Below are 23,812 nucleotides of genomic sequence, written 5' to 3'. Positions count from 1 at the left end.
TTTTTCGATGTCAGTGGCCGTCAAATCCACTACAATCGGCGCGCCTTCAACTCGCGGGGCGGCGCGCCCGTCAAGCACGATCATGAAAGTCATCAGCTCGATCCAGGAATTGCGCGACCAATTGCGCGGCCAGAACCGTACGGCATTCGTCCCGACGATGGGCAACCTGCACGAGGGACATTTGTCGCTGATGCGCCTCGCGCGCCAGCACGGCGATCCCGTCGTCGCGAGCATCTTCGTCAATCGTCTGCAGTTTGGCCCGAACGAGGATTTCGACAAATACCCGCGCACGCTCGAAGCCGACATCGAAAAGCTGCAGAAGGAAAACGTCTACGTGCTGTTCGCGCCGACCGAGCGCGACATGTATCCGCAGCCGCAGGAGTACCGCGTCCATCCGCCGCATGACCTCGGCGACATTCTCGAGGGCGAATTCCGCCCCGGCTTTTTCACGGGCGTGTGCACGGTGGTCATGAAGCTGATGTCGTGCGTGCAGCCGCGCGTGGCCGTCTTCGGCAAGAAGGATTACCAGCAGCTCATGATCGTGCGGCAGATGTGCCAGCAGTTCGCGCTGCCGACCGACATCGTGGCGGCGGAAACGGTGCGCGACGCGGACGGGCTCGCGCTCAGTTCGCGTAACCGCTATTTGACCGATACCGAACGCGCCGAGGCGCCGATGCTGGCCGTGACGCTCGCGCGCGTGCGCGACGCCGTGCTCTCGGGCCGGCGCGACTTCGCGGCGATCGAGCGCGAGGCGGTCGAAAGCCTCGCGGCACGCGGCTGGGCCCCCGATTACATTGCCGTGCGCAAGCGCTCGAATCTCGTTGCGCCCGGCGCGCACGAACTCGATGCCCCGCTCGTCGTGCTGGCGGCGGCCAAGCTCGGCGCCACGCGCCTCATCGATAACCTTGAAATTTGACGCCGCCTCGGTGTCCGAAGGAACGACCATGCAGCGACACATGTTGAAATCGAAGATACACCGCGCCGTCGTGACGCATTGCGAACTTCATTACGAAGGATCGTGCGCCATCGACGAAGATCTGCTCGACGCCTCGGGCATCGTGGAGAACGAGCGCATCGATATCTGGAACGTCAACAACGGCGAACGCTTCTCGACGTACGCGATCCGCGGCGAGCGCGGCAGCGGCATGATCTCGCTGAACGGCTCGGCGGCGCGGCGCGCTCAGCTCGGCGATCTCGTCATCATCGCGGCGTTCGCGATGGTGGAGGACGCCGAGTTGAAGGCGGGCTGGGAGCCCAAGCTCGTGTTCGTCGACGAGCAAAACAAGGTCAAGGGCAGCCGCGGCCACGTGCCCGTGCAAAGCTGGAGCTGAGCGCCTGCCGGCCGCGGCTCACTTCGTGACCCAGGCCGTGATCGGGTCCCACTGTTCGAGGTCTTTTTCCACGCGGCTTTTCGGGACGTCCCACAGCGTCAAGCCGTGCGCCGCGAGTTGCACGTAGTTCTGCGTATCGCGCAAAAAGCTCAACACGGGCAGCTCGAGGCTTTCGACGAAGCGATGCAATTGCTCCGCCGAACGCGTGCGCGCATCGACGCGCATGCCGACCACCCCCACCTCGATCATCCCTTTACGCACGGCCTTCTCCTTGGCCAGCCGCTCTAGAAAGTGCTGCGTGGCCAGGATGTCGAACATCGACGGCTGCAACGGGACGATCACCTTGTCGGCCAACTCGAGCGCGGCGGCAAGCCGCGCGCCGTGCAAGCCCGCGGGCGTATCGATGACGGCGCGCTCCAAACCCTTGGGTGGCTTGGCCGGCGCTTCCGGATCGACGTGCCAGGTTTCGATGGGCGGCAAGGCTTCCGGGCGCAGGGCCAGCCATCCGTGCGACGATTGCTGCCGATCGAGGTCGGCCAGCGCCACCCATTCGCCGTTCGCCGCGAAGGCGCCCGCCAAGTTCGTCGACAACGTGCTCTTACCCACGCCGCCCTTAGGGTTCGCTACCACGATCACCGTCATGAACACTCCCGAGTAGAAGGCCGCTCGATACGGCCGGTTAGCCGGTCACGCCGCCGGACCGATTGCGGTTACGCTTGAGTATCGGCCCGTCACGCTATCAAAAAGCATCGCGACTCCCGATAATATCGGCAAATTCGGCCGCAAGGAGGTTCTCTCGATGTCGACGCTACGCCCCGATTACACGATCGAGACCATCCACGAGCACCAGCAGGGCACGTTGCCCGATTTGCTAGGGGTGCGCATCGTCGCACTGGGGCAAGGCACGCTCACGGGCAAGCTGGCCGTCCGGCCGCAGTTGCTGGCGCCGAACGGCTATTTGCACGCGGCCACCGTGATCGGCCTGGCCGATACCTGCTGCGGCTATGCCTGCATGGCGCATTTGCCCGAACATGCGCGCGGGTTCACGACGGTCGAGCTGAAAAGCAATTTTCTCGGTACGTGCCGCGCGGGGACGGTGCGCGCCGTCGCGAGCGCCGTTCACCTCGGCCGCAGCACCCACGTCTGGGACGCCAGCGTATTCGATCCCGATGGACACACGATCGCCCTGTTTCGTTGCACGCAGATGATTCTGGCCTAGCGCGAACGTAAAGTGCGGCGCGTCGAACACCGGCGCTCACCACGGCCCTCTCGCGCTCTCGTAGCCGGCTACTGTCGCGCGAGGCGCGCGGCCTGGCTACAATCGCGCGATGACTTCACCCGACCTTACCTTCGTGCTCGGCGGCGCCCGCTCCGGCAAGAGCCGCCACGCCGAGCAGCTCGCGCAGGCGCGCGCCGCCGAACGCGCCCTGTCCGTCACTTACATCGCCACGGCACGCGAGGCGGGCGACGCCGAATTTGCGGCACGCATCGCTCAGCATCGGGCCCGGCGGCCCGCGCATTGGCGCGTGGTCGAGGCGGGGGTCGATCTGGCTCAAGCTGTCGTCGAAGCGGACGACGGCCGCACCTGCATCCTGCTCGACTGTCTGACGCTATGGCTCGCCAACGTCATTTGCCCGGCCGATGGAGCGCCGAGCGGCGCCCCGAGCGTTGACTACGCGGCGCGGGCGGACGCGCTCGAATCGGCACTCTCGCGCGCGCGCGGCCCCGTCATCGTCGTCAGCAACGAGATCGGCATGGGCGTCGTGCCGATGGGCGCGATGACGCGTCATTACGTCGACGAACTGGGGCGGCTCAATCAGCGCGTCGCGGCGATCGCCCAAGAGGTTACGCTGATGGTGGCGGGCTTGCCGATGACCGTCAAAAGCGAGCGGGCGCGATGAGCGCGGGTGCGCGAATCGTGCGGCGCGCCGCCGCCCTTGGCTGCGCGTGCGCGCTCGCGCTGCTAGGCGCCCGGCCTGCCGCGGCCTCGGTCTCGGTCACCGACGACGCGGGCGAGCGCGTCACGCTCGCCGCGCCGGCCGAGCGCATCGTGGCGCTCGCGCCGCACGCGGTCGAGCTCGTCTATGCGGCCGGCGGCGGCGCCAAGCTCGTCGGTGCCGTGTCGTACAGCGACTATCCGAGCGCCGCGAAAGCGCTGCCGCGCGTGGGTACGAACACGACCCTCGATCTAGAGCGCATCGTCGCATTGAAGCCCGACCTCGTGATCGTCTGGCGCCACGGCAATAGCCAACGCCAACTCGATCGACTGCGCGCGCTGGGCATCCCTCTGTATCGCAGCGAGCCGCACAAACTCGATGACGTCGCGACCGACCTGATCGCCCTGGGAACGCTGATGGGCACCGGCGATGCGGCGCAAGCGGCCGCGGCCCAGTATCGCGGCCAGATCGCCGCGCTGCGCGCGCGCTACGCGCAACAACCGCCGGTCAGCGTGTTTTACGAAGTCTGGGCCGATCCGTTGATGACACTGAGCGGCGCGCAAATCATCAGCGACGTCATCGCGCTGTGCGGCGGCCGCAATGTCTTCGCGAACCTAGCGCCGCTCGTGCCGACGGTCTCGACGGAAGCCGTCGTCGCAGCCGATCCGGAAGCGATCGTGACTTCGAGCAGCGGAGCGACGAAGACCGATGCGCCGCTGCCGAGCCTTGCGGCATGGCGTGCTTGGCCCGGTATGACGGCGGTTGCGCGCGGCAATTTGTTCGCGATCGACGGCGACCTCATCACGCGGCCCGGACCGCGGCTCGCGCAAGGCGCCAACGCGCTATGCCGCGATTTGGATCTGGCGCGCACGCGTCGGCCGAGCGCCGGTACCGCCCCCGACCGCTCGCGCTGAGCACGTCCCTCATCGATACGGCTCGTTCAGACGTTCCAATGCACGAGGCGCCAATCGCCCGCGGGTTCGTCGCGCCGCAGCCAAACGACAGCCGCCATCTCGAGCGGCCATTTCAACGTCGTCTCGATCGTCTCGCCGAGCAATCGAGCGGCGATCATCCGCATGACGCCCGCGTGCGTGACGGCAAGCACGCTCGCGGCAGATGCGGACGAGGCACCGCGGCACATCTCGAGCCACGCATCGACGCGCGCCTCGAATTGGGCCACGCTTTCGCCGCCGTGCGCGCGCGCATGGCGTAGATCGGCGGCCCACGCATCGAGCGCATCGCGATCGATCGCGTCCCAGCGCTGCCCTTCCCATTCGCCGAAGTCGATCTCCCGCAACCGCGCGTCGGTGTCGCACGCGCTGCCGAGCAGCACGGCGAGCCGCTCGGCAACGTCGGCGCAACGGCGCAACGGACTGGTCGAGAGGCATGCCGGCATCGGCACGGCGAGCGCGGCGAGACGCGCCGCGAGCGCAAGCGCCGACTCGGCCGCGTCGCCGGCCAACGGCACATCGGTCCTGCCGTAGCAGACACCGGCATCGATAGCCGGCGCGGGATGGCGGATCAGAACGAGGTCCACGCGAGTGCGGCCAAGTAAAACGTGAGTTCGAATCCTTGCTGGGCGAAACCGAGGCAATCGCCGGTGTACCCGCCGAGCCGGCGCGTGAAATACCGGCCCATCAACAAGCGCAGCGCCGATGCCGCCGCGAGCCCGAGCGCGCCGGCTCGCCAATCCGGTAGGAGGAGCCAGATGAGACCGAGCGCCAGCGCAAACGCGAGCGCACGCGCGGACATGCGTTGTGCGACCGGCTTGGCCTTGCCCTGCTCGCGCGCGTATTCGTGCGTGGCCAGAAAGCTCACGGCCAGCGCGCGGCTCGCCGCGTGAGCACCCACCATCGTCCACGCCGCGGTGGACGCAGGCAATGCGGCGAGCGTCTGCCACTTGAGCGCGAGCGCCATCATGAGCCCGATCGCGCCGAACGCGCCGAGACGCGGGTCGCGCATGATACGCAGCGCGTCCTCGCGGCCCGCCGCGCCGCCGAAGCCGTCGCAACAATCGGCGAGACCGTCCTCGTGCAACGCACCGGTGGCGAGCAGCGTGCCGATCATCGACAGCAACACCGCGACGGACGCCGGAAATACGGCGAGTGCGCTGAGATAGATCAACGCCCCGAAACCGCCGACGAGCGCCCCGACGAGCGGGAAATAACGCGCCGCCCCGGCGAGATCGTCCGCATCGAGGGCGACCGAGCGAGGAATCGGGATGCGCGTGAAGTAGCCGAGCGCCGCGACGACGTACCGCAGTTGCACGCGCCACCATGCGCGGCGCGCGAGCGAGCCGGCGCCGGCGTTGGATGTAACGGCTAGATCGCTGACCGAGCGCTCGTCTTTCATCGAGCCTCTGGGCCCGCCACCCCGGCCGATTCGAAGCTCGCCATGTCGCTGAGCATCGCCACGGCCGCGCGCAACACCGGCACCGCCAGCGCGGCGCCCGTACCTTCGCCGAGCCGCATATCGAGCGCGAGCAGCGGCTTCGCGCCGAAATAATCGAGCATGCGCCGGTGGCCTGCTTCGTTCGACAGATGCGCGAACACGCAGTAATCGCGCACGGCCGGCGCAATAGCATCGGCGACGACGAGCGCGGAGGTGGCGATGAATCCGTCGACGAGTATCGTCATCTTCGCTTCCGCGGCGGCCAAGTATGCACCGGCCATCATCGCGATTTCGAAGCCGCCGAACGTTGCCAGCACATCGATCGGCTCGGTGACGCCCTCATGCGTGGCCAGCGCGTTCGCGAGCACGTTGCGCTTGCGCGCGAGGCCCGCATTGTCGAGGCCGGTGCCGCGACCCACGCAGTCGTCGATCGGCACGCCGCACAAGCGGCTCATCAGACAGCCGGCGGACGACGTATTGCCGATGCCCATCTCGCCGAAGCCGATCACGTTCGTGCCGAGCGCCGCATGATGACGGACGCGCGCGGCGCCCGCGCGGATCGCCGCAAGCGCTTCGTCGCGCGTCATCGCGGGCCCGTGGGCGAAGTTGCGGGTCCCGGGGCGAATCGCGATATCGACGAGACCCGGCAGCGGCGCGATCGACGTCGCCACGCCGGCATTGACGACCTCGAGCGTGAGCCCCGACACGCGGCTGATCGCGTTGATGGCCGCGCCGCCGGTCAGGAAGTTCGCCACCATCTGGGCCGTGACTTCTTGCGGGTAGGGACTGACGCCCTCTTGCACGATGCCGTGGTCGGCGGCGAATACGATCATCGCCGGGCGCGCCACGGTGGGGCGCGTGCTCTGTTGGATCATGCCCATTTGGCGCGCGAGCGTCTCGAGCATGCCGAGACTGCCGAGCGGCTTCGTCTTGTTATCGATCATGTGCGAGAGCGTGCCGCGCAACGAGCGATCGAGCGGTTCGACGATGGGCAAAGGGAGCGATGCGTTCATACTCGGTTCAAATTTCAAGGCTGACGATGCGCGGGCCGGTGAGGCAAACGCAAGCAGCAAAGGTGTCACCATACCCGCATGCGCGGGTTCGCTTCAATTCGGTAAAACCGCCAAGGCCCCGCGGGGCAATGAGCATGTCACTATGTGGCATGCCGTGCGGCGCTTCGTTTCACTCGGAGCATGGAACGCTCGATAACGCCGGCACCAATGCCTCATAGCCGCCCTGCTCGATGAGCACCAGGGGATACCCGAACGCCCGGCTCGCCAACGCCGGCGTCAACACGTCGCGCGCGGCCCCGGTGTGCGCGACGCCGTTGCCTTCCAGCAACAAGGCATGCGTCGCGAAACGGCGCGCGAGATTCAGGTCATGGCACGAGAACACAACCGTGCGCGGTATGGCCTTCGTCCATCGCACGAGTGCGTTCATGCACTCGATCTGGTGATGCCAATCGAGAAATGCGAGCGGTTCGTCGAGCAGCAGCAGCGGCGCCTCTTGGCATAGCGCCGCGGCCAGCGCCACACGCTGACGCTCACCGCCCGAGAGAGACAGCACGTTGCGCGAGGCGAACGATTCGAGCCCGACGAGCGCGAGCGCCGCCAGCGCGGCCGCGCGATCGGCCGCCCCCTCCCAACCCCATCCGGTCAAATGCGGAAAGCGATTGAGCAGCACGATATCGAGCACGCTCGCGCCGAACGCGTCGTGCGAGGTCTGCGGCATCAACGCGCGCCGGCGCGCAAGCATCGCGCCGGACCACGTATCGATATCCGCTCCGTCCACTTGCACGCAGCCGCCGGCCGGCCGCGCGAGGCCGGCGAGCGTCGTGATCAGGGTCGTCTTGCCCGCGCCGTTCGGCCCGGCGACACACCATATCTCGCCGGAATAAAACGTGTGCGTGAAATCCTCGAGCAGCGTGCGCGAGCCCGCGCGCAACGTCAGATGCTGGGCGCTGAGGGACTGGGGGCGGCGGCCGGAGTCGATTCGAGTGAGCGATTTCATTTGCGCACGGAGCCCAGCATCCACAAGAACATGGGAACGCCCACGAGCGCGGTCACGACCCCGACGGGCAATTGCGCCGGCGCGATCGCCGTGCGCGCGAGAAGATCGGCGCCCATGACCGCCACGCCGCCCGCGAGCGCGCTGGCCGGTACGAGCATGCGCTGGTCGTTGCCGAGCACGAGCCGCAAGGCGTGAGGCACGACGAGCCCGACGAAGCCGATGGTACCGGCCGTCGTCACGCTCGCCGCGGCGGCCAGCGACGCAACGAGGTAAATGCGCAACCGCAGCCGGGCGGCGGGCACGCCGAGCGACGCGGCGAGCGCATCGCCGCGCAACAGCACGTTCAGTTGCGGCGCGACGGGCAAACTTGCCCCGAGCGCGACGGCGAGCGCGGCCAGCGCCATCCACGGCTTGGCGGCGCCGTTCAGGTCGCCCGTCAGCCAAAACACGATGCCGCGCAATCGATCGTCGGGCGCGAGCGCGATGAGCAGCGTCACGATCGCGCCCCACCCCGTGGCGACGACGACACCCGTCAGCAACAACCGCGGTGACGCCTCTTGCGGCTCGCCGCGCCAAAGCTCGCGGCGTGCGAGGCCCAGCACGAGCGCGACCGATAGCAACGCGCCGCCGAACGAGGCAATATCGACGAGCCACCAGGCGCACCCGGCAAAGAGCGCCGCCACGGCGAACGCGGCCGCGCCGCCCGAGACGCCGAGCACGTACGGCTCGGCGAGCGGATTACGCAGCAGCACTTGCAGCAATGCCCCGGCAAGCGCGAGCAACGCCCCGCACGCGAACCCCGCCAGGGCGCGCGGCAGGCGCAGCGTGCGCACAATCTCGCCGGCGAGGTCGGGGGCCGCGGCCTCGTGCCCGCGCCAATGCGCCAAGGCGAGCAAGGCGCGAGCGGGGGCCACGCTCACGCTGCCGAGCATCAAGGCGGCCGTGAATACGGCGAGCGCGGCCAGCGCGAGCAGGATCCATACGAGGGCCGCGCGCTTGGCGTTCATCGGCGCATGCGCGTGCGTAGCGGATCGGTTCATTTCGGCGGCGTGCGCAACGATGCGCAGCGGTGGACCGGCGCGTCACCGCTCCCGCCAGCCGATCGTGACGAAGGCGCTGCGGCGCGGGGTGTTGTAGGTATAAGCGAGTTCATAGTTCTTGTCGAACAGGTTGTCGATATGGGCACTCACATACCAGGCTTTGGTGATGTCGTAGCGCGCCGACAGATTCACGAGGCCGAAGCCGCCGAGCGGCGTGCCGCTATCGCTGCGCGGCCCGCTCACGATCCACTCCCCTCCGGCCCGCCACGCACCGAACGAGCGGTTGGCCGAGAACGAGGCGAAATGCCGGGCCCGGCGATTCAGATCCGTGCCGGCCACCTCGTCGACGGGATTTTGCACCGTCAGGGCCGCGCGCACGTCGGTTTTGCCCACACGCCCGCGCCACGAACCTTCGAGCCCTTGGACCTTGGCCCGGCCGACGTTTTCCGCGAGATAGAACAAGCCGCCTTGAGTGGGCACATAGTTGATCAAATCGATGTAGTGCGTTTGAAACGCGGTAAGCCGCGCGACGCCCAGCGTATCCGACGCATATTGCAGCGCCACCTCCACCGAGTGACTGCGCTCCGGGCGAATCGACAGATTGCCGCTGCCGGGGAAATAAAGATCGTCGAAGCTCGGGGCGCGAAACGCGCTCGAGTAGCTCGCACTCGCCTTCCAGTGATCGGTGAAGTCGAACCCGTAGCCGAGATAGTACGTATTGGCGCCGCCGAAATCCGAATATCGATCGCGCCGCACGTTCGCTTGGATTTGGTTCGCGCCGAAGCGCGCCGTGTACCCGGCGAATACGGAATCCACATGGCGATCGGGCGCGAAGACCATGTCCGACTCGAGGCTTTGATCGAGCCGCTCGTAACCGAGTTGCAACTTTTGTTGCGCGGCCAGCTTGAAGTCGTTTTGCCATGTGAATTGACGATTGCCGGTATCGAAACGGTTGTTATAAACGCCGTTCGTCGTGTCCACGGCGCGATCGTCGCCGAGACCCGCGCTCAGATGCGTGGTCCACCAATCGCTGAGTTTGCCGTTCGCGAACACCGAGGCCATGCGCACCACGCTCGTGAGGAAGTTGACGTCGGTCGGCACGCCGTAGGCGTTGTCGAACGAGGCTTTGCCGTTCGATTGAAAGTACCGTACGCCCGCGTCCCAGCCACTGTCGAACGTGTGACGCACCGATGCGGAAACGCTCTCGTTCAAATACCCGTCTGCGCCCGGATTCGCATTCGGCGCAAGCGCCGGGTCGATCGCCGAAAAACCGTCGTCCTTCGAGCGCGCGACGTGCAAGCTGAACGTCGTCTTGCCGTCCTTGTCGAACGCGCCGTTCACGCCCGCTTGCTGCGTCTGCGTGCGATAGCTGCCGTAGCCGAGCGAGAAGTCGAAACGCGGCGGATGATCGCCGCCTTGCTTCGTGAACACTTGCACGACGCCCCCCATCGCAGCCGAGCCATAAAGCGCCGAGACGTCGCCGCCCACCACTTCGACATGATCGACTTGCGATAAGGGAATCTGTCCAAGCTGGCTCTGGCCGAGACTCACCGAATCGACTCGCATGCCGTCGATCAGCACGAGCGACTGCGGGCCCGAACCGCCGCGCAGAAACATCGTGACATTCGAGCCCGGCGGCCCGTTGCGGATGACCTGCACACCCGGCGCCTGCGCGAGCAAGCCGGGCAGATCGGTCGCCGTCGTATCGGCGATGTCTTGAGGCGAAAAGCGCGTCGTCTGCGCGATCGATTCCGAGATAGGCTGCGGCCCACGCTGCGCGGTCACGACGATCGGCTCGAGTTCGCCGCCGCTCGCGGCCGGCGGGCCGCCGAGAGCGGCATCGGCGGAACTCGGCTTGGCGCGCGGTGTCGCTGCACAAGGGCTGGAAGGGTTGGGCGAGGCATCGCACTGGGCGGGGGCGTTTTGCGCGAGCGCGACCAACGGCGAATACGCGAGCGCAACAAGCGCCGCGCGCACGGTAGGCGTGGACATCGTGTGGTTTTCCTGTGGGACCGGCACGCAGCTGCTCCCCGCAGACCGCGCTTCATCGAGCGCTTGTATCGCACTCCCCCTTTGGCCGGTATCCGGGCTGGCGACGCACCGCATCCGCCTTCCCGCGTCGATCACGCAGTGGCGATGGCGCGGGCGCGCGGCGGCTATTCGCCGGGCCGCGCAGGTCGCTTACCGTTGGCGGGGGGCAGCACAGGTTGGCTCGTCCGGGCGGACTTCGCTCCCTGTTTCCCGTTTAACCGCGCGCGAGGTCAGCCAGGCGCGCGAGCACCAAAGTGCCGCCAGTGTAGGAGCGGGTCATGAGAGCGTCAAGAATCGATCGACCCTGTGCAATCGATCGAAAAATACCCCTGCAAATGCCGCGCGAAACCACCAAAGCGAAGAAAAACGTACAACGGTTACGTCTGGATACGAGAGAACGATCGGAACTGCGGCTATTTAGCGCTAAAATGCGGGGTCTTTAGAGGACGCAGCAGATGCTCAACGAACTCGAATCCCTCTCACAGAATATTGGCCGGCTGATCGCGATCAACGAGCGCCAGCAGCAGGCACGCCATGCGCTCGAGGAACAGCTCGCGCAATTGCGTCAAGAAAACGAAACGGCCCAGGCCGAACTCGCACAGTTGCGTGAAGCGCGTAATGCGTTGCAGGCGGAACGCGATGCGCTCGTCGCGAAAATCGACGATGCGCAGGTGCGCCTGAACGCCATTCTCGAAAAGCTGCCGCGCGGCAAGGGCCCGTACGAATCCGACAGCCAACTCGATCTGCTCGCCACGCAGCAAGAGCAAATCGAACGCAACGCCTTGGGCGGCGCCGTGCAGCACGGAGAAGACGCATGACGACGAAACAAATCGAAGCGACGATCCTCGGACAAAGCTACCGCCTCGCCTGCTCGCCGGAAACGGAAGCGGCATTGCTCGAGGCCGTCGCGCGCGTCGACGCGGAAATGACGAAGATCCGCAACGCCAGCAACGTGCGCGGCACCGATCGCATCGCCGTGATGGCCGCGCTTTCGCTGGCCTCGGAGTTGCTGAAGTTGCAACAGAGCGTGCGCCACGGAGAAGCGTTTCCCGCGGAAGAAATCCGGCGTACAATGCACCAAATGAACCAAAAGCTCGGTGCGGTACTCGATCAACACGAGGCGCTGTAACGAGCGGCGGTTTCGAGCTTCATCAAGTTTCAACAACAGGTTTTACGGCTTCCCTGCCTGGTTCGCCAAGGTCATAGATTCCTTGAACCAATGCCATGTGCACGGTTGCGGAAATTTGTAGCACGGGTGTGCGCGTCACTCTGTCTGATGTACCCGAAGTGCTGCTAACTGCGACCAATTCTGAACCTCCGGTTCAGGATGCCGGCCTAGCGGCTAAGGCGGGGACTTTATTCGACGGCATCGGTGCTCCCGATGCCGTTTTCATTTGGGGCGCGCGCGCCGCGCGAGTCCCGGCCCGACCCGCCGCGTATATCCGGCGCGTGGCCGCGGCGCCGCCCGCTCGATTCTCGCCCCACTGACTCGATTCGACTATGCGCTACTGGCTCATGAAGTCCGAACCGGACGAAGCAAGCATCGATCACCTTTACGCGGCCCCGGAGCAAACCCTGCCTTGGACGGGCGTGCGCAACTATCAAGCGCGCAACTTCATGCGCGACATGATGGGAATTGGCGACGGCGTGCTCTTTTATCATTCGAGCTGTGCGGAACCTGGCATCGCGGGCATTGCCGAAGTCGTGTCGGGCGCCTATCCCGATCCGACGCAATTCGACCCCAAGAGCGCGTACTACGATGCGAAATCGACGCGCGAAGCGCCGCGCTGGGTGCTCGTCGACGTACGCTTCGTGAAAAAAACGCCGCTCGTGCCGCTGACCGAATTACGCGCCTATCCGGAACTTGCCGGCATGCGCGTCCTGGCCAAGGGCAACCGGTTGTCGATCACGCCCGTGACCGACGACGAGTGGCGCTTCATCACGGAGCAGTTGGCGTAGCGCGGCGACGAGGGCGCCCTTGCCCGGGTTTTGCATGGTCCCGGTCCCAACGCCATGTTATGAAGCGGAGTTCAATCGAATGAGAAAAACAATCGCAGCGCTTTCTTTCGCGGCCGCCTTGCCGCTCGCACTGGCCGCGCAGCCCGCGAGTGCCGATACGGTGCTGACGCAGCCGGTGCCGTCGGGCGTGCTGTCGCTGTCGGCGCAAGCGAGCCGGGAAGTCGCGCAAGACACCGTCGAAATCACGCTGTTTTACGAGCAGGAGGCGTCCGATCCCTCTTCTCTCACGAGCACACTCAATAAGCATGCCGAGACGGCGCTCGCGCAAGCCAAGCGCGTAAGCGAGGTGCAAGCGCGCACGGGCACGTTCTCGATCTATCCGATGACCGACCGCGATGGAAAAATCTCGGCATGGCGCGGCCGCACGGAGATCGTTCTGAAGTCGCACGATTTCGGCGCGGCGTCGCGGCTCGCGGGCGAGCTCACCTCCGTCATGCAAGTGGGCAGCGTCGCGTTCTCGCTCTCGCCCGAGGCGCAGCGCACGGTGGCGCAAAGCCTAGCCGGTCAAGCGATTCAAAACTTCCGGGACCAAGCGCAGACGGCCGCGAAGGCGTTCGGTTACGCGGCCTTCACGATTCGCGAGGTGGACGTGAACAGCAATAGCGGCTCGCAGCCGCGCCCGATGTTCGCCATGCGCGCCATGGCAGCCGAAGCCAAAGCGGCCGCGCCGGTGCCCGTGGAAGGCGGCACGTCGACGGTGACCGTCAACGTCTCGGGCTCCGTGCAGATGACGCGGTAATCGACGCCGGCGCGGCTCGACTCGCATCAAAGATCGCGGGAAGGGCGCGCCGAGCGCATGGCCGAAAAGCCGCGCGCTCGGGCACAGGTCAATTCGATACGGCGCCGGCCGGCGCCGTGCCCCGGCGCCGATACGACCAGACGAGCAGCGCGATACCCGCGACGATCATCGGCAGCGAAAGCCACTGCCCCATCGAAAATCCCAGCGCGAGCAGTCCCAGAAAATCGTCGGGTTCGCGCGCGAATTCCACGATGAAGCGGGCCAGCCCGTAGCCGATCAGGAACACGGCCGAGGCCGCGCCGACCGGACGAGGCTTGCGCGTGAAGAACCACAGCACGAGAAACAGCGTCACGCCTTCGAGCGCGATCTCGTAGAGTTCGGACGGGTGGCGCGGCAACATGTGGTACTTCGCGAACACATCGGCCAAATGCCACTGCGCGGCGAGTTGCGGATGCTTCGCCAGCCAGATCGCATCGTCGGGCGAGGCGCTTTGAAACAGCATGGCCCACGGCGCATCGGGACTCGTCACGCGACCCCACAGTTCGCCGTTGATGAAATTGCCCAAGCGGCCCGCGGCGAGCCCTGTGGGCACCATCGGCGCGACGAAGTCCGTCACTTGCAGCCACGTGCGCTTGCGTTGATAGGCGAACAGCACCATCGCCAGCGTGACGCCGAGAAAGCCGCCGTGAAACGACATGCCCCCTTGCCAAACCTTGAAGATATCGAGCGGGTGTGTGAAGTAATAATCGGCCTTGTAAAACAAAACGTAACCGAGCCGGCCGCCTAGAATCGTGCCGATCACGCCGTAAAACAAGATGTCGTCGATGTCCTTCGCGGTCCAGCCCTGCGCGGCCACGTGAGGCATCCGCAACCGCAGCCGCGCGACGACGATCGCCAGCATGAATCCGACGAGGTACATGAGGCCGTACCAGCGAACCGCGAGCGGGCCTAGATGAATCGCAATGGGATCGAAATTTGGATGAATCAGCATCGTCAGGCTTTCTTCGGCATTGAAAATTGAGGCATTGGACGGAGCGACCGATGCAACGCACGCACGATCTCGATGAAACCAGCCAGCACGGGGCTCACATCGGCCGTGCGCCAGACCAGCCCCGTCTCGACCAGCGGCGTGCGTCCGGCAAGCGGCCGGTACACGACGCCGGTGCGCCGCAAATTACGTAACGATCGAGGCACCAGCGCGACGCCCATGCCGGCCGACACTAAGCTTACGATCGTCTGCATCTGAATGGCTTCTTGGCCGATGCGCGGCGTGAGGCCGGCCGCACCGTAGCAGCCCGTAATGATGTCATAAAAGCCCGGTGCCAAACGACGCGGAAAGATGACGAGCGGCAATTGCTCGAGTTCGGCGAGCGAGACGGGCTCGTCCGCCCAGTCGGGCGGCTCGCCGCGGCCGCGATGACGCACGCTCGACGCGGGCAGCGCCGCCACGAGCGGCTCGCGCATGACGGGTAGATAGGTGAGCGTGGCCGCATGGCGAGGCGGCAGCGGGGGAATGATCAAGCCCGCATCGATCCGGCCCGCCACGAGTTCCTCGATCTGCACGTCGCTCGTCGCTTCCGTCAAATTCAAACGCACGCGCGGATGGCGCACGGCGAACTCGCGCAATAGCTGAGGCAACAAGCCGTAATCGGCCGTCGAGACGAACGCGAGCGAAAGCGCGCCGGCCTCGCCGCGCGCCAGGCTCTGCGCGAGCGGGCGCAATGCATCCGCCGCGGCAAGCAATTTGCGCACCTCGGGCAGCAGGTCGGCGCCCACCGCGGTGAGTTCGACCGTGCGTTTCGTGCGCGCGAACAGTTCGACGCCGAGCGCCTCCTCCAGTGCGCGAATCGCCTGCGAGAGCGGCGGTTGCGTCATCGACAGCTTGCGCGCCGCGCGTCCGAAGTGGCGCTCTTCGGCGACGGCGACGAAATAGCGCAATTGACGCAGATCGGGGGTCATGGCGAAGCTCCGGGCAAATGTCATTGATATCCGATTCGACCTAGTTCGGCATGAATCATATATTGGACACGCACCACCGAGCGCGGCATGCTGCCTTCAGCCTGACGCGCGGTGCTTGCCGCGCGAGCGGCGCTCCCTTGCACCACGGCCCGCCGCCCCCCCCGTTTCCGATCCACGAACCGGAGTCCTGATATGGCTTACAACCGTCGGTCCCAGCACATCACGCAAGGCGTCGCGCGCGCCCCGAACCGCTCGATGTTCTATGCGCTCGGCTACGAGAAGGACGATTTCGACAAGCCGATGATCGGCATCGCCAACGGCCACTCGACGATCACGCCCTGCAACGCGGGCTTGCAACGGCTCGCCGATGCCGCCGTGGCGGCCGTCGAGGCGTCGGGCGCGAACGCTCAAACGTTCGGCACACCCACGATTTCGGACGGCATGTCGATGGGCACCGAGGGAATGAAATACTCGCTCGTTTCTCGCGAGGTCATCGCCGATTGCATCGAGACGTGCGTCCAAGGTCAATGGATGGACGGCGCGGTCGTGATCGGCGGCTGCGACAAGAACATGCCGGGCGGGATGATCGCGTTGGCCCGCATGAACGTGCCCGGCATCTATGTCTACGGCGGCACGATTCGCCCCGGGCATTGGAAAGGCAAAGACCTCACGATCGTCTCGTCGTTCGAAGCCGTGGGCGAGTTCACGGCCGGGCGCATGTCGCAAGAGGACTTCGAGGGGATCGAACGCAACGCGTGTCCCAGCACGGGATCGTGCGGCGGCATGTACACCGCGAACACGATGAGCTCGTCGTTCGAAGCGCTCGGCATGTCGCTGCTCTACTCGTCGACGATGGCCAACCCCGACGAGGAAAAGGTGGCCTCGAGCGCCGAATCGGCGCGCGTGCTCGTGCAAGCGGTGAAGCAAGATCTGAAGCCGCGCGACATCATCACGCGCAAATCGATCGAAAACGCCGTGGCCCTCATCATGGCGACGGGCGGCTCGACCAACGCCGTCCTGCACTATCTCGCGATCGCACACGCGGCCGACGTGCCGTGGACGATCGACGACTTCGAGCGAATCCGCAAACGCGTGCCCGTCATCTGCAACCTCAAACCGTCCGGCGAGTACGTCGCAACCGACCTGCACCGCGCGGGGGGCATTCCGCAGGTGCTGAAGATACTGCTCGATGCGGGCTTGCTGCACGGAGACTGCATGACGATCACGGGCAAGACGATCGCCGAGGAACTGAAAGACGTCCCGAGCGAGCCGCGCGCCGATCAGCACGTGATTTTTCCGATCGTGAAAGCGCTCTACAGCGAAGGCCATCTTGCCATTTTGAAGGGCAACCTCGCGCAAAGCGGCGCGGTGGCGAAAATCACGGGCCTGAAGAATCCCGTCATCACGGGGCCCGCGCGCGTATTCGACGACGAACAAAGCGCGCTCGCGGCGATCCTGGACGATAAGATCCGCGCGGGCGACGTGCTCGTGCTGCGCTACCTAGGCCCGCAAGGCGGGCCGGGCATGCCAGAAATGCTTGCGCCCACGTCCGCGCTGATCGGCAAGGGGCTCGGCGAATCGGTCGGACTCATCACCGACGGCCGGTTCTCCGGCGGGACTTGGGGCATGGTGGTGGGGCACGTGGCGCCCGAGGCCTTCGTGGGCGGCACGATCGCCCTCGTGCACGAAGGCGATTCGATCACGATCGACGCGCATAAGCTGCTGCTGCAACTGAACGTCGACGATACGGAACTCGAACGGCGCCGGGCAGCGTGGACCCCGCCGGCACCGCGTTATACGCGCGGCGTGCTGGCGAAATTCGCGGCGCTCGCGCAGCCGGCCGACAAGGGGGCCGTGACAGGCTGAGGCGGCTAGCGCCGCGACGTATGCCGTGCCAGTTCCTCGCTCACGGCATCGCGCACCCAGCCCGCGACTTCCTGCTCGAGCGCGCTCATGACCTCGCGGCTCACTTGCCGCACGAGCCAGTTCGTATGCTCTTCGATGGCATCGCGGCAGCGCGCTTCAATCACCGCCCGGGCGTCCTGCCGCAAGTAGTTCGCGAACCGCCCGCGCAAGCGCTCGGCGATGAATTCGATCTCGCGCGCATCGAGCGGGGCCGTCCCACTCAGGCTCGCCGCGGGCGGCGTGTACGCGCCTGGCTGAGCGGTGGGCTGCGATGCGGGCAACGGTTCGTGCGGTGTTTCGACCTGGGCCTGAGCGTGCGTCTCGCCAGGGCGGCCGAGCGGCGGCCGGCCCGGCACGATCACGTCGGTCAGCATCGGAATCGAATTCGGGTCATGGGGATCGGTCATGCGTCTCTCCCTAAATCAATGAACGCGCGGGCGGCGGCGCTCATGCGCCCTGGTTCTCGCCTTGCTTGTGATTGTTGAGCGCATAGCCGCGATCGCGATAGAAGCGATACCGTTCGCGCCCGGCGCCGAGTTCGTCCTCGGTCGTCCCGACGATTTCCAGCAAGCGCTCGAAGCGCGCGAACTGCGCCGGCACCGCGGGTGCGAGGTTCAGCAAGATCTGGTGATGCGGCACGCGCGCGAGATCCGCGGTCAGCACGATCGGCGTGCGCTCGGCGAGCGCGCTGTCGGCCATGCAATGCGGCAGGAAATCGAGCGGCGAAAACGTCCAGAGCCGCTCGTCGAACGCGCGCAAGCGCCCCGGGTCGGCCAGCACGACGAGCGGCTGGCCGGCCTGATACGCTTTACGAGCGAGCCGGCAGGCATACAGCAACGGATCGCCGACGTTCGTATGAAAGTCGATACGCGTCACTGCGACACTCCGGCTGCTTGCCTGCCCCGCGCCATCACTGCCCCGCGCGGTCGATCAAGAACTGCGTCAGGAGCGGGACGGGACGGCCCGTTGCTCCCTTGGCCGCGCCGCCCTTGTGCGCCACGCCCGCGACGTCCAGGTGCGCCCAAGGATAGGCTTGCGTGAAGCGCGACAGAAAACATGCCGCCGTCACGCTGCCCGCCGGACGGCCGCCGATATTCGCCAAATCGGCGAAGTTCGACTTCAGCTGCTCGTGGTATTCCTCGTCGAGCGGCATACGCCAGGCCGGGTCCACCGCTTCGCGCGACGCGTCGAGCAACTCGCCGGCGAGCGCATCGTCCTTCGAATACAGGCCCGCGTTGTGATGGCCGAGCGCGATGATGACCGCGCCCGTGAGCGTCGCGATATCGACGACGGCCGCCGGCTTGAAGCGCTCCGCGTAGGTCAGCGCATCGCACAAGATGAGGCGCCCTTCGGCATCGGTGTTGAGCACTTCGATCGTGAGCCCGGACATGCTCGTGACGATGTCGCCGGGTTTAGTGGCCTCACCGCTCGGCATGTTCTCGACGGCCGGCACGATGCCGACGACGTTCAGCTTCAGGCCCAGCTCGGCGACGGCGCGCAGCGTGCCGAACACCGAAGCCGCGCCGCACATGTCGTACTTCATCTCGTCCATGGCCTCGCCCGGCTTGAGCGAGATGCCGCCGCTATCGAACGTGACGCCCTTGCCCACCAGCACGATCGGCGCCGCCTTGGCCGGACCGCCCTGGTATTGCATGACGATGAACTGTGGCGGTTGCACCGAACCGGCCGAAACCGACAGCAGCGAGCCCATCTTCAGCGCTTCGAGCTGCTTCTGTCCGAGCACCTCGACCTTGAGCTTGAAATCCTTGCCGAACTGCTTCGCGGTCTCGCCGAGGTAGGTCGGCGTGCAAATATTGCCGGGCAGATTGCCCAGATCGCGTGCGAAATCCATCCCGTTCGCCACGGCCTGCGCTTGCTTGAGCGCGAGCTTGGCGAGCTTCTCGTCGGCCGGGTCCACGGTCACGACGATGCGCTTGAGCGCATATTTGGCCGGCTCCGGCTTGCTCTTGAGCTTGACGAACTGATAGGTCTCGCCGCGCAAGGCCAGCAGCGCCGCGCGAGCGTTCCACTCGGCCGTGCGCTCCTTGACGGGCAACTGCGCGAGCGTGAACGTGACTTGGACGATCTTCGTGCCGAGGATCGCGCGCCAGGCGGCGCGCGCGGCGTCCATGTAAGCCTTCTGGCCGAACGCGTCTTGCTTGCCGAGCCCGACCAGCAGCACGCGCGAGGCGCCGATTCCTTCCACTTCGTGCAAGAACAGCGTCGAGCCGCTCTTGCCTTGCATGTCTCCCGCTTTCACGATGCGTGTGAGGAGCCCCTTCGTGGCAGCGTCGATCTCCAGCGCCGCGCCCGAAAGCGATTGCCCCTCAAATACACCGATCACGATGCAATCGGATTTCCCCGTCAGAAAACCGCCCGTCGTGCCCTTCGTCCAGTCACAGGCTTTTATGCTAAAGTCCATCGCGCTTGTCCTCGGATAAAATCGGCTTAACTTGGTAAGAAAGCCGCAATTATCCGCTATTTTTTCCCCGGCGTCGGAACCTGCGCGCTTGGCAAGCGCGAACGCCGCCCGCCCTCTCGCATCGACGATGATCTTCGAACGCTCCCTGCAGCGCGAGCTAGCGTATACGGCCGGTGCCGTATTCATGGTGCTGCTCACCATCTTTCTCACGACGATGATGATCCGCATCGTCGGCTACGCCGCGTCCGGCGAGGTCGACCCCAAGGATGTCGTCGTCCTCATCGGCCTAACCGTCATCGGCTACATCGCCGTGATGCTCGTCGTCACGATGTTCGTCTCGATTTTGTTCGTGCTGACGCGCTGGTACCGCGACTCCGAGATGGTCGTTTGGCTCGCATCCGGCGTGAGCCTCACGCAATTCATCAAGCCGATCGCGAAATTCGCGGGCCCGATGATCTTGCTCGTCGCGTTTTTCGCCTATGTCGGCTGGCCTTGGTCCAACGCGCAGAGCAAGCTCATTCGCGCGCGCTTCCAGCAGCGCGATGAAGTCTCGATGCTCGCGCCCGGCCAATTTCGGGAATCGCCCGCCTCGCACCGCGTCTTTTTCATCGAAAAGATGACGCCCGACCAAGCGCATGTGCAAAACGTGTTCGTCACCAGCACGGAAAACGGCAAAGTCAGCGTCGTCGTCTCGCAAAACGGCCACACGGAAACGATGAAGGACGGCTCGCGCTTCGTCGTGCTCGAAAACGGCCGGCGCTACGACGGCGAACCGGGCAAGCCCGATTTCCGCATCATGGAATTCAAGCACTACGGCGTCAAAATCACGCATCAGCCGGTGGTCACCACCCCGAGCACGACCAGTCTGTCCACACCCGCTTTGCTGCGGCATCCCTCGCGCGACAATCTCGCGGAGTTCGCCTGGCGCACGGGGCTGCCGCTCATGGCCATCAACCTGATGCTGCTCGGCATACCGCTCGCCTATCAGAACCCGCGGCGCGGGCGCGCGATCAACCTCGTGATGGCCGTACTGATCTTCCTCACTTATTCGAATCTGCTCAACGTCGTGCAGTCGTGGCTCGAGCAAGGCAGGATGTCGTTCGTCGTGGCGCTCGTGGGCTTGCACATCGTGGCGGCCCTCGTCGTCGTGACCGTGTTCTGGCTACGGGTGCGCAATCGTCCGTTGATTCCGCGCGCATGGTTCGCGTTCTCGCGAGGAGCCTGACACGATGCGACTCTACGAACGATACTTCGCGCGCCAGGTGTACCTCGCGTTCATCTTCATCCTGTTCGCGTTTTCTGGCCTGTTCTTCTTCTTCGATCTGATCAATGAGCTGAACACCGTCGGCCACGGCAACTACAAGTTCGGCTACGCCGTGCTGCGCGTGGCGCTGCAAACGCCGTCGCGCTTCTACGAGATCATTCCCGTCGCCGCGCTGATCGCCGCGATCTACGTGTTCGCGCAGATGGCGGCGAACTCCGAGTACACGATCTTCCGCGTCTCGGGCCTGTCAACGGGCCAAGCCCTGCGCTCGCTGCTCAAGATCGGCATTCCGCTCGTTGCGATGACGTACTTCGTCGGCGAAGTCGTCGGCCCCTATTCCGATCAGCTTTCCGAACGTGTGAGGCTCGAAGCGCTCGGCTCGGCCGTCTCGAGCAACTTCGCCTCGGGCGTCTGGGTCAAGGACACGCTCACGGCGCGCGAGGACGGCCAACAAGTCACGCGCTTCGTGAACGTCGGCGAATTGATGCCCGATGCGAGCATCGCGAACGTGCGCATCTACGAATTCGACCCGGGCTTCAGGCTGACGAACTTGCGCACGGCGCAGACGGGCCGCTATGAAGGCAACGGCCACTGGTTGCTCAAAGGGGTGACCGACACGCAACTGAAGAGCCTGCCGCCCGCGGCGGCCGCCACGCCCGCCGACGCGCTCAATCCCGTGTATCGCGCGGCGCAAGTCACGCTGCCCGAATACTCGCTGCGCTCGGAACTCACGCCGCAGATATTGTCGGTTCTGCTGGTCTCGCCCGACCGCATGTCGATCTTCAATCTGTTCCGCTATATCGAGCACCTGGTCGAGAATCAGCAGGATACGCAGCGCTACGAAATCGCACTCTGGAAGAAGCTGCTCTATCCGTTCGCCGTGCTCGTCATGTTCGTGCTCGCGCTGCCGTTCGGTTATCTGCACACGCGCGCCGGCGTCGTCGGCGCGAAGGTGTTCGGCGGCATCATGCTCGGCATGAGCTTTCAGCTCATCAACACGCTGTTCTCGCACGTCGGCATGCTCAATACGTGGCCGGCGCCCGTGACGGCGGCCACGCCGGGTCTGATCTACCTAGCGCTCGGGCTAGCGGGGCTCAAGTGGGTCGATCGGCACTAACGCCGGGGAGGTAGGAGCCGATGAACGCAAACGCCCTTTCTCCACGCGGCATCGTGCTTTTCGCGCATGGTGCGCGCGATGCGCGGTGGGCCGAGCCCTTCGAGCGGCTCGCCGCCAAACTGCGCGCGCTGAGCGGCTCCGGCACGCAGGTGTCGCTGGCATACCTGGAATTGATGACACCCGATCTGGCGGGCGCCGTCGCGGCGCAGGTCGCCGCGGGCTGCACCTCGATTACCGTCGTGCCGGTATTTTTCGGGCAAGGCGGTCATGTGCGGCGCGATCTGCCGCTCGCGATCGACGCGTGCCGCGCGGCGCATCCCCATGTGGATATTCGCGGCACCGTGCCCGTAGGCGAGGACGATGCCGTGCTCGATGCGCTGGCCGCGTATTGTTTGCGGCAGTTGAGTTGAGCGGGCGCTAAGCGCCGAGCGGGTAGTAGGCTCGATGCGCGGCGCCGGTCAAGCGGCGTGCGCGTAGGGATCGCGCTCGACGGCCCGCGCGTCGCGCGATTGCGCATGGGACGCGCTTTCCGCGGACGATCCGCGCTCGGCAAACGCCTCTCCGATCATCAGCAAGCTCGGCTGGCTCGCATCGAGCCACGTTTGCGCTTCGCCCATGGCGAGCGCATCGAGCGTCAGCGTGAGCGTACGTTCGCGCGGCGTGCTGCATGCCTCGACGATGGCGACGGGCGTCGTGCCCGCGCGGCCCGCGTCGATCAACTGCTGTGCGATATCGGGCGCGCTGTCGCGGCCCATATAAAAGACGAGCGAATCGGCGTTGACCGCCTCGCGAATCGCTTCGGTATCCGGGGCGCGGCTCTTGGTCGCCAGCGCAACGCTGCGCGATACGCCACGCAGCGTCAGGGAGCGCTTGACCGACGCGGCCGCCGCCAGCGCCGCCGTGATGCCGGGTACGACTTCATAGTCGATCCCGGCCTCTTCGAGCGCGCGCATTTCCTCGTCCGCGCGGCCGAACAGCATCGGATCGCCGCCCTTCAGGCGCACGACCACGTCGTGCGAACGCGCCGCATCGACGATCTGCTTGTTGATGAATTGCTGCGCCGTCGAACGCTGCCCGCAGCGTTTGCCGACGGCGATCTTACGGGCGTGCGGCGCGTATTCGAGCATCGCGGGCTCGACGAGTGCATCGTGCAGCACGACGTCGGCCGTGCCCAATAACCGGGCGCCGCGCACCGTAATGAGATCCGCCGCACCCGGTCCTGCACCGATCAAATACACTTTGCCCATTGCGCTTTCGTCCTCTCGCGTGTCTGCGCGGCGCGTCACGCGCCGCCTCGTTCTATCTCACGCGGAATATGCACGAATCATACCGGCCGCGACCGTGTGATGCGTGGCCTCGTCGATCAGCACGAACGCGCCCGTGGCCGGCTGCGCGTCATAGGCATCGCAAACGATCGGCTTTTGCAGCGTGAGGGCCACGCGTCCGATATCGTTCATCTTCAGGTCGCGCACGTCGCTCGTATGCGAGAGCGTGTGAACGTCGAGCACTTCCTTCACCGAGCCGATACGCGCGAATACCGTGTTCGTGGTTTGCTTCAGCAAATATTTGCGTTGGGTCGAAAGCGGCTCTTCGTCGAACCAGCATAGATCGGCTTCGAGCTTTTTCGACGGCTGCGGCGCCGCTTGC

Annotated in this window: 27 protein-coding genes, 1 other RNA gene and 1 riboswitch; of the genes, 14 read left to right on the top strand and 14 right to left on the bottom strand. The window is 65.6% G+C overall.

Annotated elements, in window-relative coordinates; translation table 11 throughout:
* Positions 1-82 precede the first annotated feature (82 nt).
* Together panC and panD are read left to right on the top strand one after the other, a co-directional pair.
* The gene (gene panC / locus C0Z18_RS29815; protein ID WP_102649048.1) at positions 83-916 is read left to right on the top strand and encodes a pantoate--beta-alanine ligase; all 834 of its coding nucleotides are present in this window, start codon (positions 83-85) and stop codon (positions 914-916) included.
* Between the two features lie 28 nt (positions 917-944).
* Complete coding sequence (gene panD, locus C0Z18_RS29810) at positions 945-1,331, top strand: aspartate 1-decarboxylase (protein ID WP_102649082.1); 387 nt, start codon at positions 945-947, stop codon at positions 1,329-1,331.
* An 18-nt stretch (positions 1,332-1,349) separates the two neighbouring features.
* Here the strand turns inward: panD and C0Z18_RS29805 are convergent, their stop codons facing one another.
* Positions 1,350-1,973 carry a ParA family protein gene (locus C0Z18_RS29805; RefSeq protein WP_102649047.1) on the bottom strand — a complete coding sequence of 208 codons (624 nt, stop codon included), beginning with the start codon at positions 1,971-1,973 and terminating at the stop codon, positions 1,350-1,352.
* A gap of 157 nt (positions 1,974-2,130) precedes the next feature.
* Here C0Z18_RS29805 and C0Z18_RS29800 point away from each other — a divergent pair, with 157 nt between their 5' ends.
* The 3 genes from C0Z18_RS29800 (at position 2,131) to C0Z18_RS29790 (ending at position 4,182) form a co-directional block, all read left to right on the top strand.
* Positions 2,131-2,550, top strand: a complete 420-nt coding sequence (locus tag C0Z18_RS29800) for a PaaI family thioesterase (protein ID WP_102649046.1) — start codon at positions 2,131-2,133, stop codon at positions 2,548-2,550.
* A 109-nt stretch (positions 2,551-2,659) separates the two neighbouring features.
* A complete protein-coding gene (gene cobU / locus C0Z18_RS29795) occupies positions 2,660-3,232 on the top strand; it encodes a bifunctional adenosylcobinamide kinase/adenosylcobinamide-phosphate guanylyltransferase (RefSeq protein WP_102649045.1) in 573 nt (190 codons plus the stop codon).
* Complete coding sequence (locus C0Z18_RS29790; RefSeq protein ID WP_102649044.1) at positions 3,229-4,182, top strand: cobalamin-binding protein; 954 nt, start codon at positions 3,229-3,231, stop codon at positions 4,180-4,182. The genes cobU and C0Z18_RS29790 overlap by 4 nt, the downstream gene beginning before the upstream one ends.
* 26 nt (positions 4,183-4,208) lie before the next feature.
* Here the strand turns inward: C0Z18_RS29790 and cobC are convergent, their stop codons facing one another.
* From cobC to C0Z18_RS29760, 6 genes are all read right to left on the bottom strand, one after another.
* The gene (cobC, locus tag C0Z18_RS29785) at positions 4,209-4,805 is read right to left on the bottom strand and encodes an alpha-ribazole phosphatase (RefSeq protein ID WP_102649043.1); all 597 of its coding nucleotides are present in this window, start codon (positions 4,803-4,805) and stop codon (positions 4,209-4,211) included.
* Positions 4,790-5,620: an adenosylcobinamide-GDP ribazoletransferase gene (locus C0Z18_RS29780; protein WP_102649042.1), complete on the bottom strand. Its 831-nt coding sequence runs from the start codon at positions 5,618-5,620 to the stop codon at positions 4,790-4,792. Before C0Z18_RS29780 ends, cobC begins: the two co-directional genes overlap by 16 nt.
* Positions 5,617-6,672, bottom strand: a complete 1,056-nt coding sequence (cobT, locus tag C0Z18_RS29775) for a nicotinate-nucleotide--dimethylbenzimidazole phosphoribosyltransferase (protein ID WP_102649041.1) — start codon at positions 6,670-6,672, stop codon at positions 5,617-5,619. The genes C0Z18_RS29780 and cobT overlap by 4 nt, the downstream gene beginning before the upstream one ends.
* 169 nt (positions 6,673-6,841) lie before the next feature.
* Positions 6,842-7,669 (bottom strand): ABC transporter ATP-binding protein, encoded by an 828-nt coding sequence (locus C0Z18_RS29770; protein ID WP_102649040.1) that lies wholly within the window; start codon positions 7,667-7,669, stop codon positions 6,842-6,844.
* Complete coding sequence (locus tag C0Z18_RS29765; protein WP_233217546.1) at positions 7,666-8,709, bottom strand: FecCD family ABC transporter permease; 1,044 nt, start codon at positions 8,707-8,709, stop codon at positions 7,666-7,668. The genes C0Z18_RS29770 and C0Z18_RS29765 overlap by 4 nt, the downstream gene beginning before the upstream one ends.
* A 42-nt stretch (positions 8,710-8,751) precedes the next feature.
* The gene (locus tag C0Z18_RS29760) at positions 8,752-10,701 is read right to left on the bottom strand and encodes a TonB-dependent receptor plug domain-containing protein (RefSeq protein ID WP_102649039.1); all 1,950 of its coding nucleotides are present in this window, start codon (positions 10,699-10,701) and stop codon (positions 8,752-8,754) included.
* A 66-nt stretch (positions 10,702-10,767) separates the two neighbouring features.
* Positions 10,768-11,008, bottom strand: a riboswitch (cobalamin riboswitch).
* A gap of 187 nt (positions 11,009-11,195) precedes the next feature.
* On the opposite strand from C0Z18_RS29760, the gene C0Z18_RS29755 reads away from it, so the two are divergent.
* From C0Z18_RS29755 to C0Z18_RS29735, 5 genes are all read left to right on the top strand, one after another.
* Positions 11,196-11,558 (top strand): ATPase, encoded by a 363-nt coding sequence (locus C0Z18_RS29755; protein ID WP_102649038.1) that lies wholly within the window; start codon positions 11,196-11,198, stop codon positions 11,556-11,558.
* The gene (locus C0Z18_RS29750; protein WP_102649037.1) at positions 11,555-11,869 is read left to right on the top strand and encodes a cell division protein ZapA; all 315 of its coding nucleotides are present in this window, start codon (positions 11,555-11,557) and stop codon (positions 11,867-11,869) included. The genes C0Z18_RS29755 and C0Z18_RS29750 overlap by 4 nt, the downstream gene beginning before the upstream one ends.
* A gap of 47 nt (positions 11,870-11,916) precedes the next feature.
* A non-coding RNA gene (ssrS, locus tag C0Z18_RS33990) (6S RNA) lies at positions 11,917-12,098 on the top strand.
* A gap of 142 nt (positions 12,099-12,240) precedes the next feature.
* Positions 12,241-12,699, top strand: coding sequence for an EVE domain-containing protein (locus tag C0Z18_RS29740; RefSeq protein ID WP_102649035.1), 459 nt, complete (start codon positions 12,241-12,243; stop codon positions 12,697-12,699).
* 79 nt (positions 12,700-12,778) lie between these two features.
* The gene (locus C0Z18_RS29735) at positions 12,779-13,498 is read left to right on the top strand and encodes an SIMPL domain-containing protein (RefSeq protein ID WP_102649034.1); all 720 of its coding nucleotides are present in this window, start codon (positions 12,779-12,781) and stop codon (positions 13,496-13,498) included.
* 88 nt (positions 13,499-13,586) lie between these two features.
* Here the strand turns inward: C0Z18_RS29735 and lgt are convergent, their stop codons facing one another.
* Positions 13,587-14,489, bottom strand: a complete 903-nt coding sequence (gene lgt, locus C0Z18_RS29730) for a prolipoprotein diacylglyceryl transferase (protein ID WP_102649033.1) — start codon at positions 14,487-14,489, stop codon at positions 13,587-13,589.
* A 2-nt stretch (positions 14,490-14,491) separates the two neighbouring features.
* Entirely contained in the window at positions 14,492-15,457 is a 966-nt protein-coding gene (locus C0Z18_RS29725) for a LysR substrate-binding domain-containing protein (protein WP_102649032.1), read from the bottom strand.
* 192 nt (positions 15,458-15,649) lie between these two features.
* On the opposite strand from C0Z18_RS29725, the gene ilvD reads away from it, so the two are divergent.
* Positions 15,650-17,323 carry a dihydroxy-acid dehydratase gene (gene ilvD / locus C0Z18_RS29720; RefSeq protein ID WP_102649031.1) on the top strand — a complete coding sequence of 558 codons (1,674 nt, stop codon included), beginning with the start codon at positions 15,650-15,652 and terminating at the stop codon, positions 17,321-17,323.
* Between the two features lie 5 nt (positions 17,324-17,328).
* Here ilvD and C0Z18_RS29715 read toward each other — a convergent pair whose 3' ends face one another.
* From C0Z18_RS29715 to C0Z18_RS29705, 3 genes are read right to left on the bottom strand one after another with little or no spacing between them, the layout of a single operon-like run.
* Complete coding sequence (locus C0Z18_RS29715; protein WP_102649030.1) at positions 17,329-17,769, bottom strand: DUF2486 family protein; 441 nt, start codon at positions 17,767-17,769, stop codon at positions 17,329-17,331.
* Positions 17,770-17,809: 40 nt separating this feature from the next.
* Positions 17,810-18,238 carry a DNA polymerase III subunit chi gene (locus C0Z18_RS29710; RefSeq protein WP_102649029.1) on the bottom strand — a complete coding sequence of 143 codons (429 nt, stop codon included), beginning with the start codon at positions 18,236-18,238 and terminating at the stop codon, positions 17,810-17,812.
* A 34-nt stretch (positions 18,239-18,272) separates the two neighbouring features.
* The gene (locus tag C0Z18_RS29705) at positions 18,273-19,784 is read right to left on the bottom strand and encodes a leucyl aminopeptidase (RefSeq protein ID WP_102649028.1); all 1,512 of its coding nucleotides are present in this window, start codon (positions 19,782-19,784) and stop codon (positions 18,273-18,275) included.
* A 127-nt stretch (positions 19,785-19,911) separates the two neighbouring features.
* On the opposite strand from C0Z18_RS29705, the gene lptF reads away from it, so the two are divergent.
* Genes lptF through C0Z18_RS29690 form a run of 3 tightly spaced genes read left to right on the top strand, consistent with a single transcriptional unit; the run spans position 19,912 to position 22,575 of the window.
* The gene (gene lptF / locus C0Z18_RS29700; RefSeq protein WP_102649027.1) at positions 19,912-21,009 is read left to right on the top strand and encodes an LPS export ABC transporter permease LptF; all 1,098 of its coding nucleotides are present in this window, start codon (positions 19,912-19,914) and stop codon (positions 21,007-21,009) included.
* Positions 21,010-21,013: 4 nt separating this feature from the next.
* The gene (gene lptG, locus C0Z18_RS29695; RefSeq protein WP_102649026.1) at positions 21,014-22,165 is read left to right on the top strand and encodes an LPS export ABC transporter permease LptG; all 1,152 of its coding nucleotides are present in this window, start codon (positions 21,014-21,016) and stop codon (positions 22,163-22,165) included.
* Between the two features lie 20 nt (positions 22,166-22,185).
* Positions 22,186-22,575, top strand: a complete 390-nt coding sequence (locus C0Z18_RS29690) for a sirohydrochlorin chelatase (RefSeq protein WP_102649025.1) — start codon at positions 22,186-22,188, stop codon at positions 22,573-22,575.
* Positions 22,576-22,623: 48 nt separating this feature from the next.
* Here C0Z18_RS29690 and cobA read toward each other — a convergent pair whose 3' ends face one another.
* Both cobA and C0Z18_RS29680 read right to left on the bottom strand, forming a co-directional pair.
* Entirely contained in the window at positions 22,624-23,412 is a 789-nt protein-coding gene (gene cobA / locus C0Z18_RS29685) for a uroporphyrinogen-III C-methyltransferase (protein ID WP_102649080.1), read from the bottom strand.
* Positions 23,413-23,469: 57 nt separating this feature from the next.
* Positions 23,470-23,812: elongation factor 1-alpha C-terminal domain-related protein (locus C0Z18_RS29680; protein ID WP_408647160.1), on the bottom strand; the 343-nt coding region annotated here is incomplete at its 5' end.

The organism is Trinickia dabaoshanensis, assembly GCF_002879885.1.
GTDB classification, from domain to species: Bacteria; Pseudomonadota; Gammaproteobacteria; order Burkholderiales; family Burkholderiaceae; genus Trinickia; species Trinickia dabaoshanensis.
The sequence above is the reverse complement of the archived record's forward strand: the minus strand, read 5'-3'. Positions and strand labels throughout refer to the sequence as shown.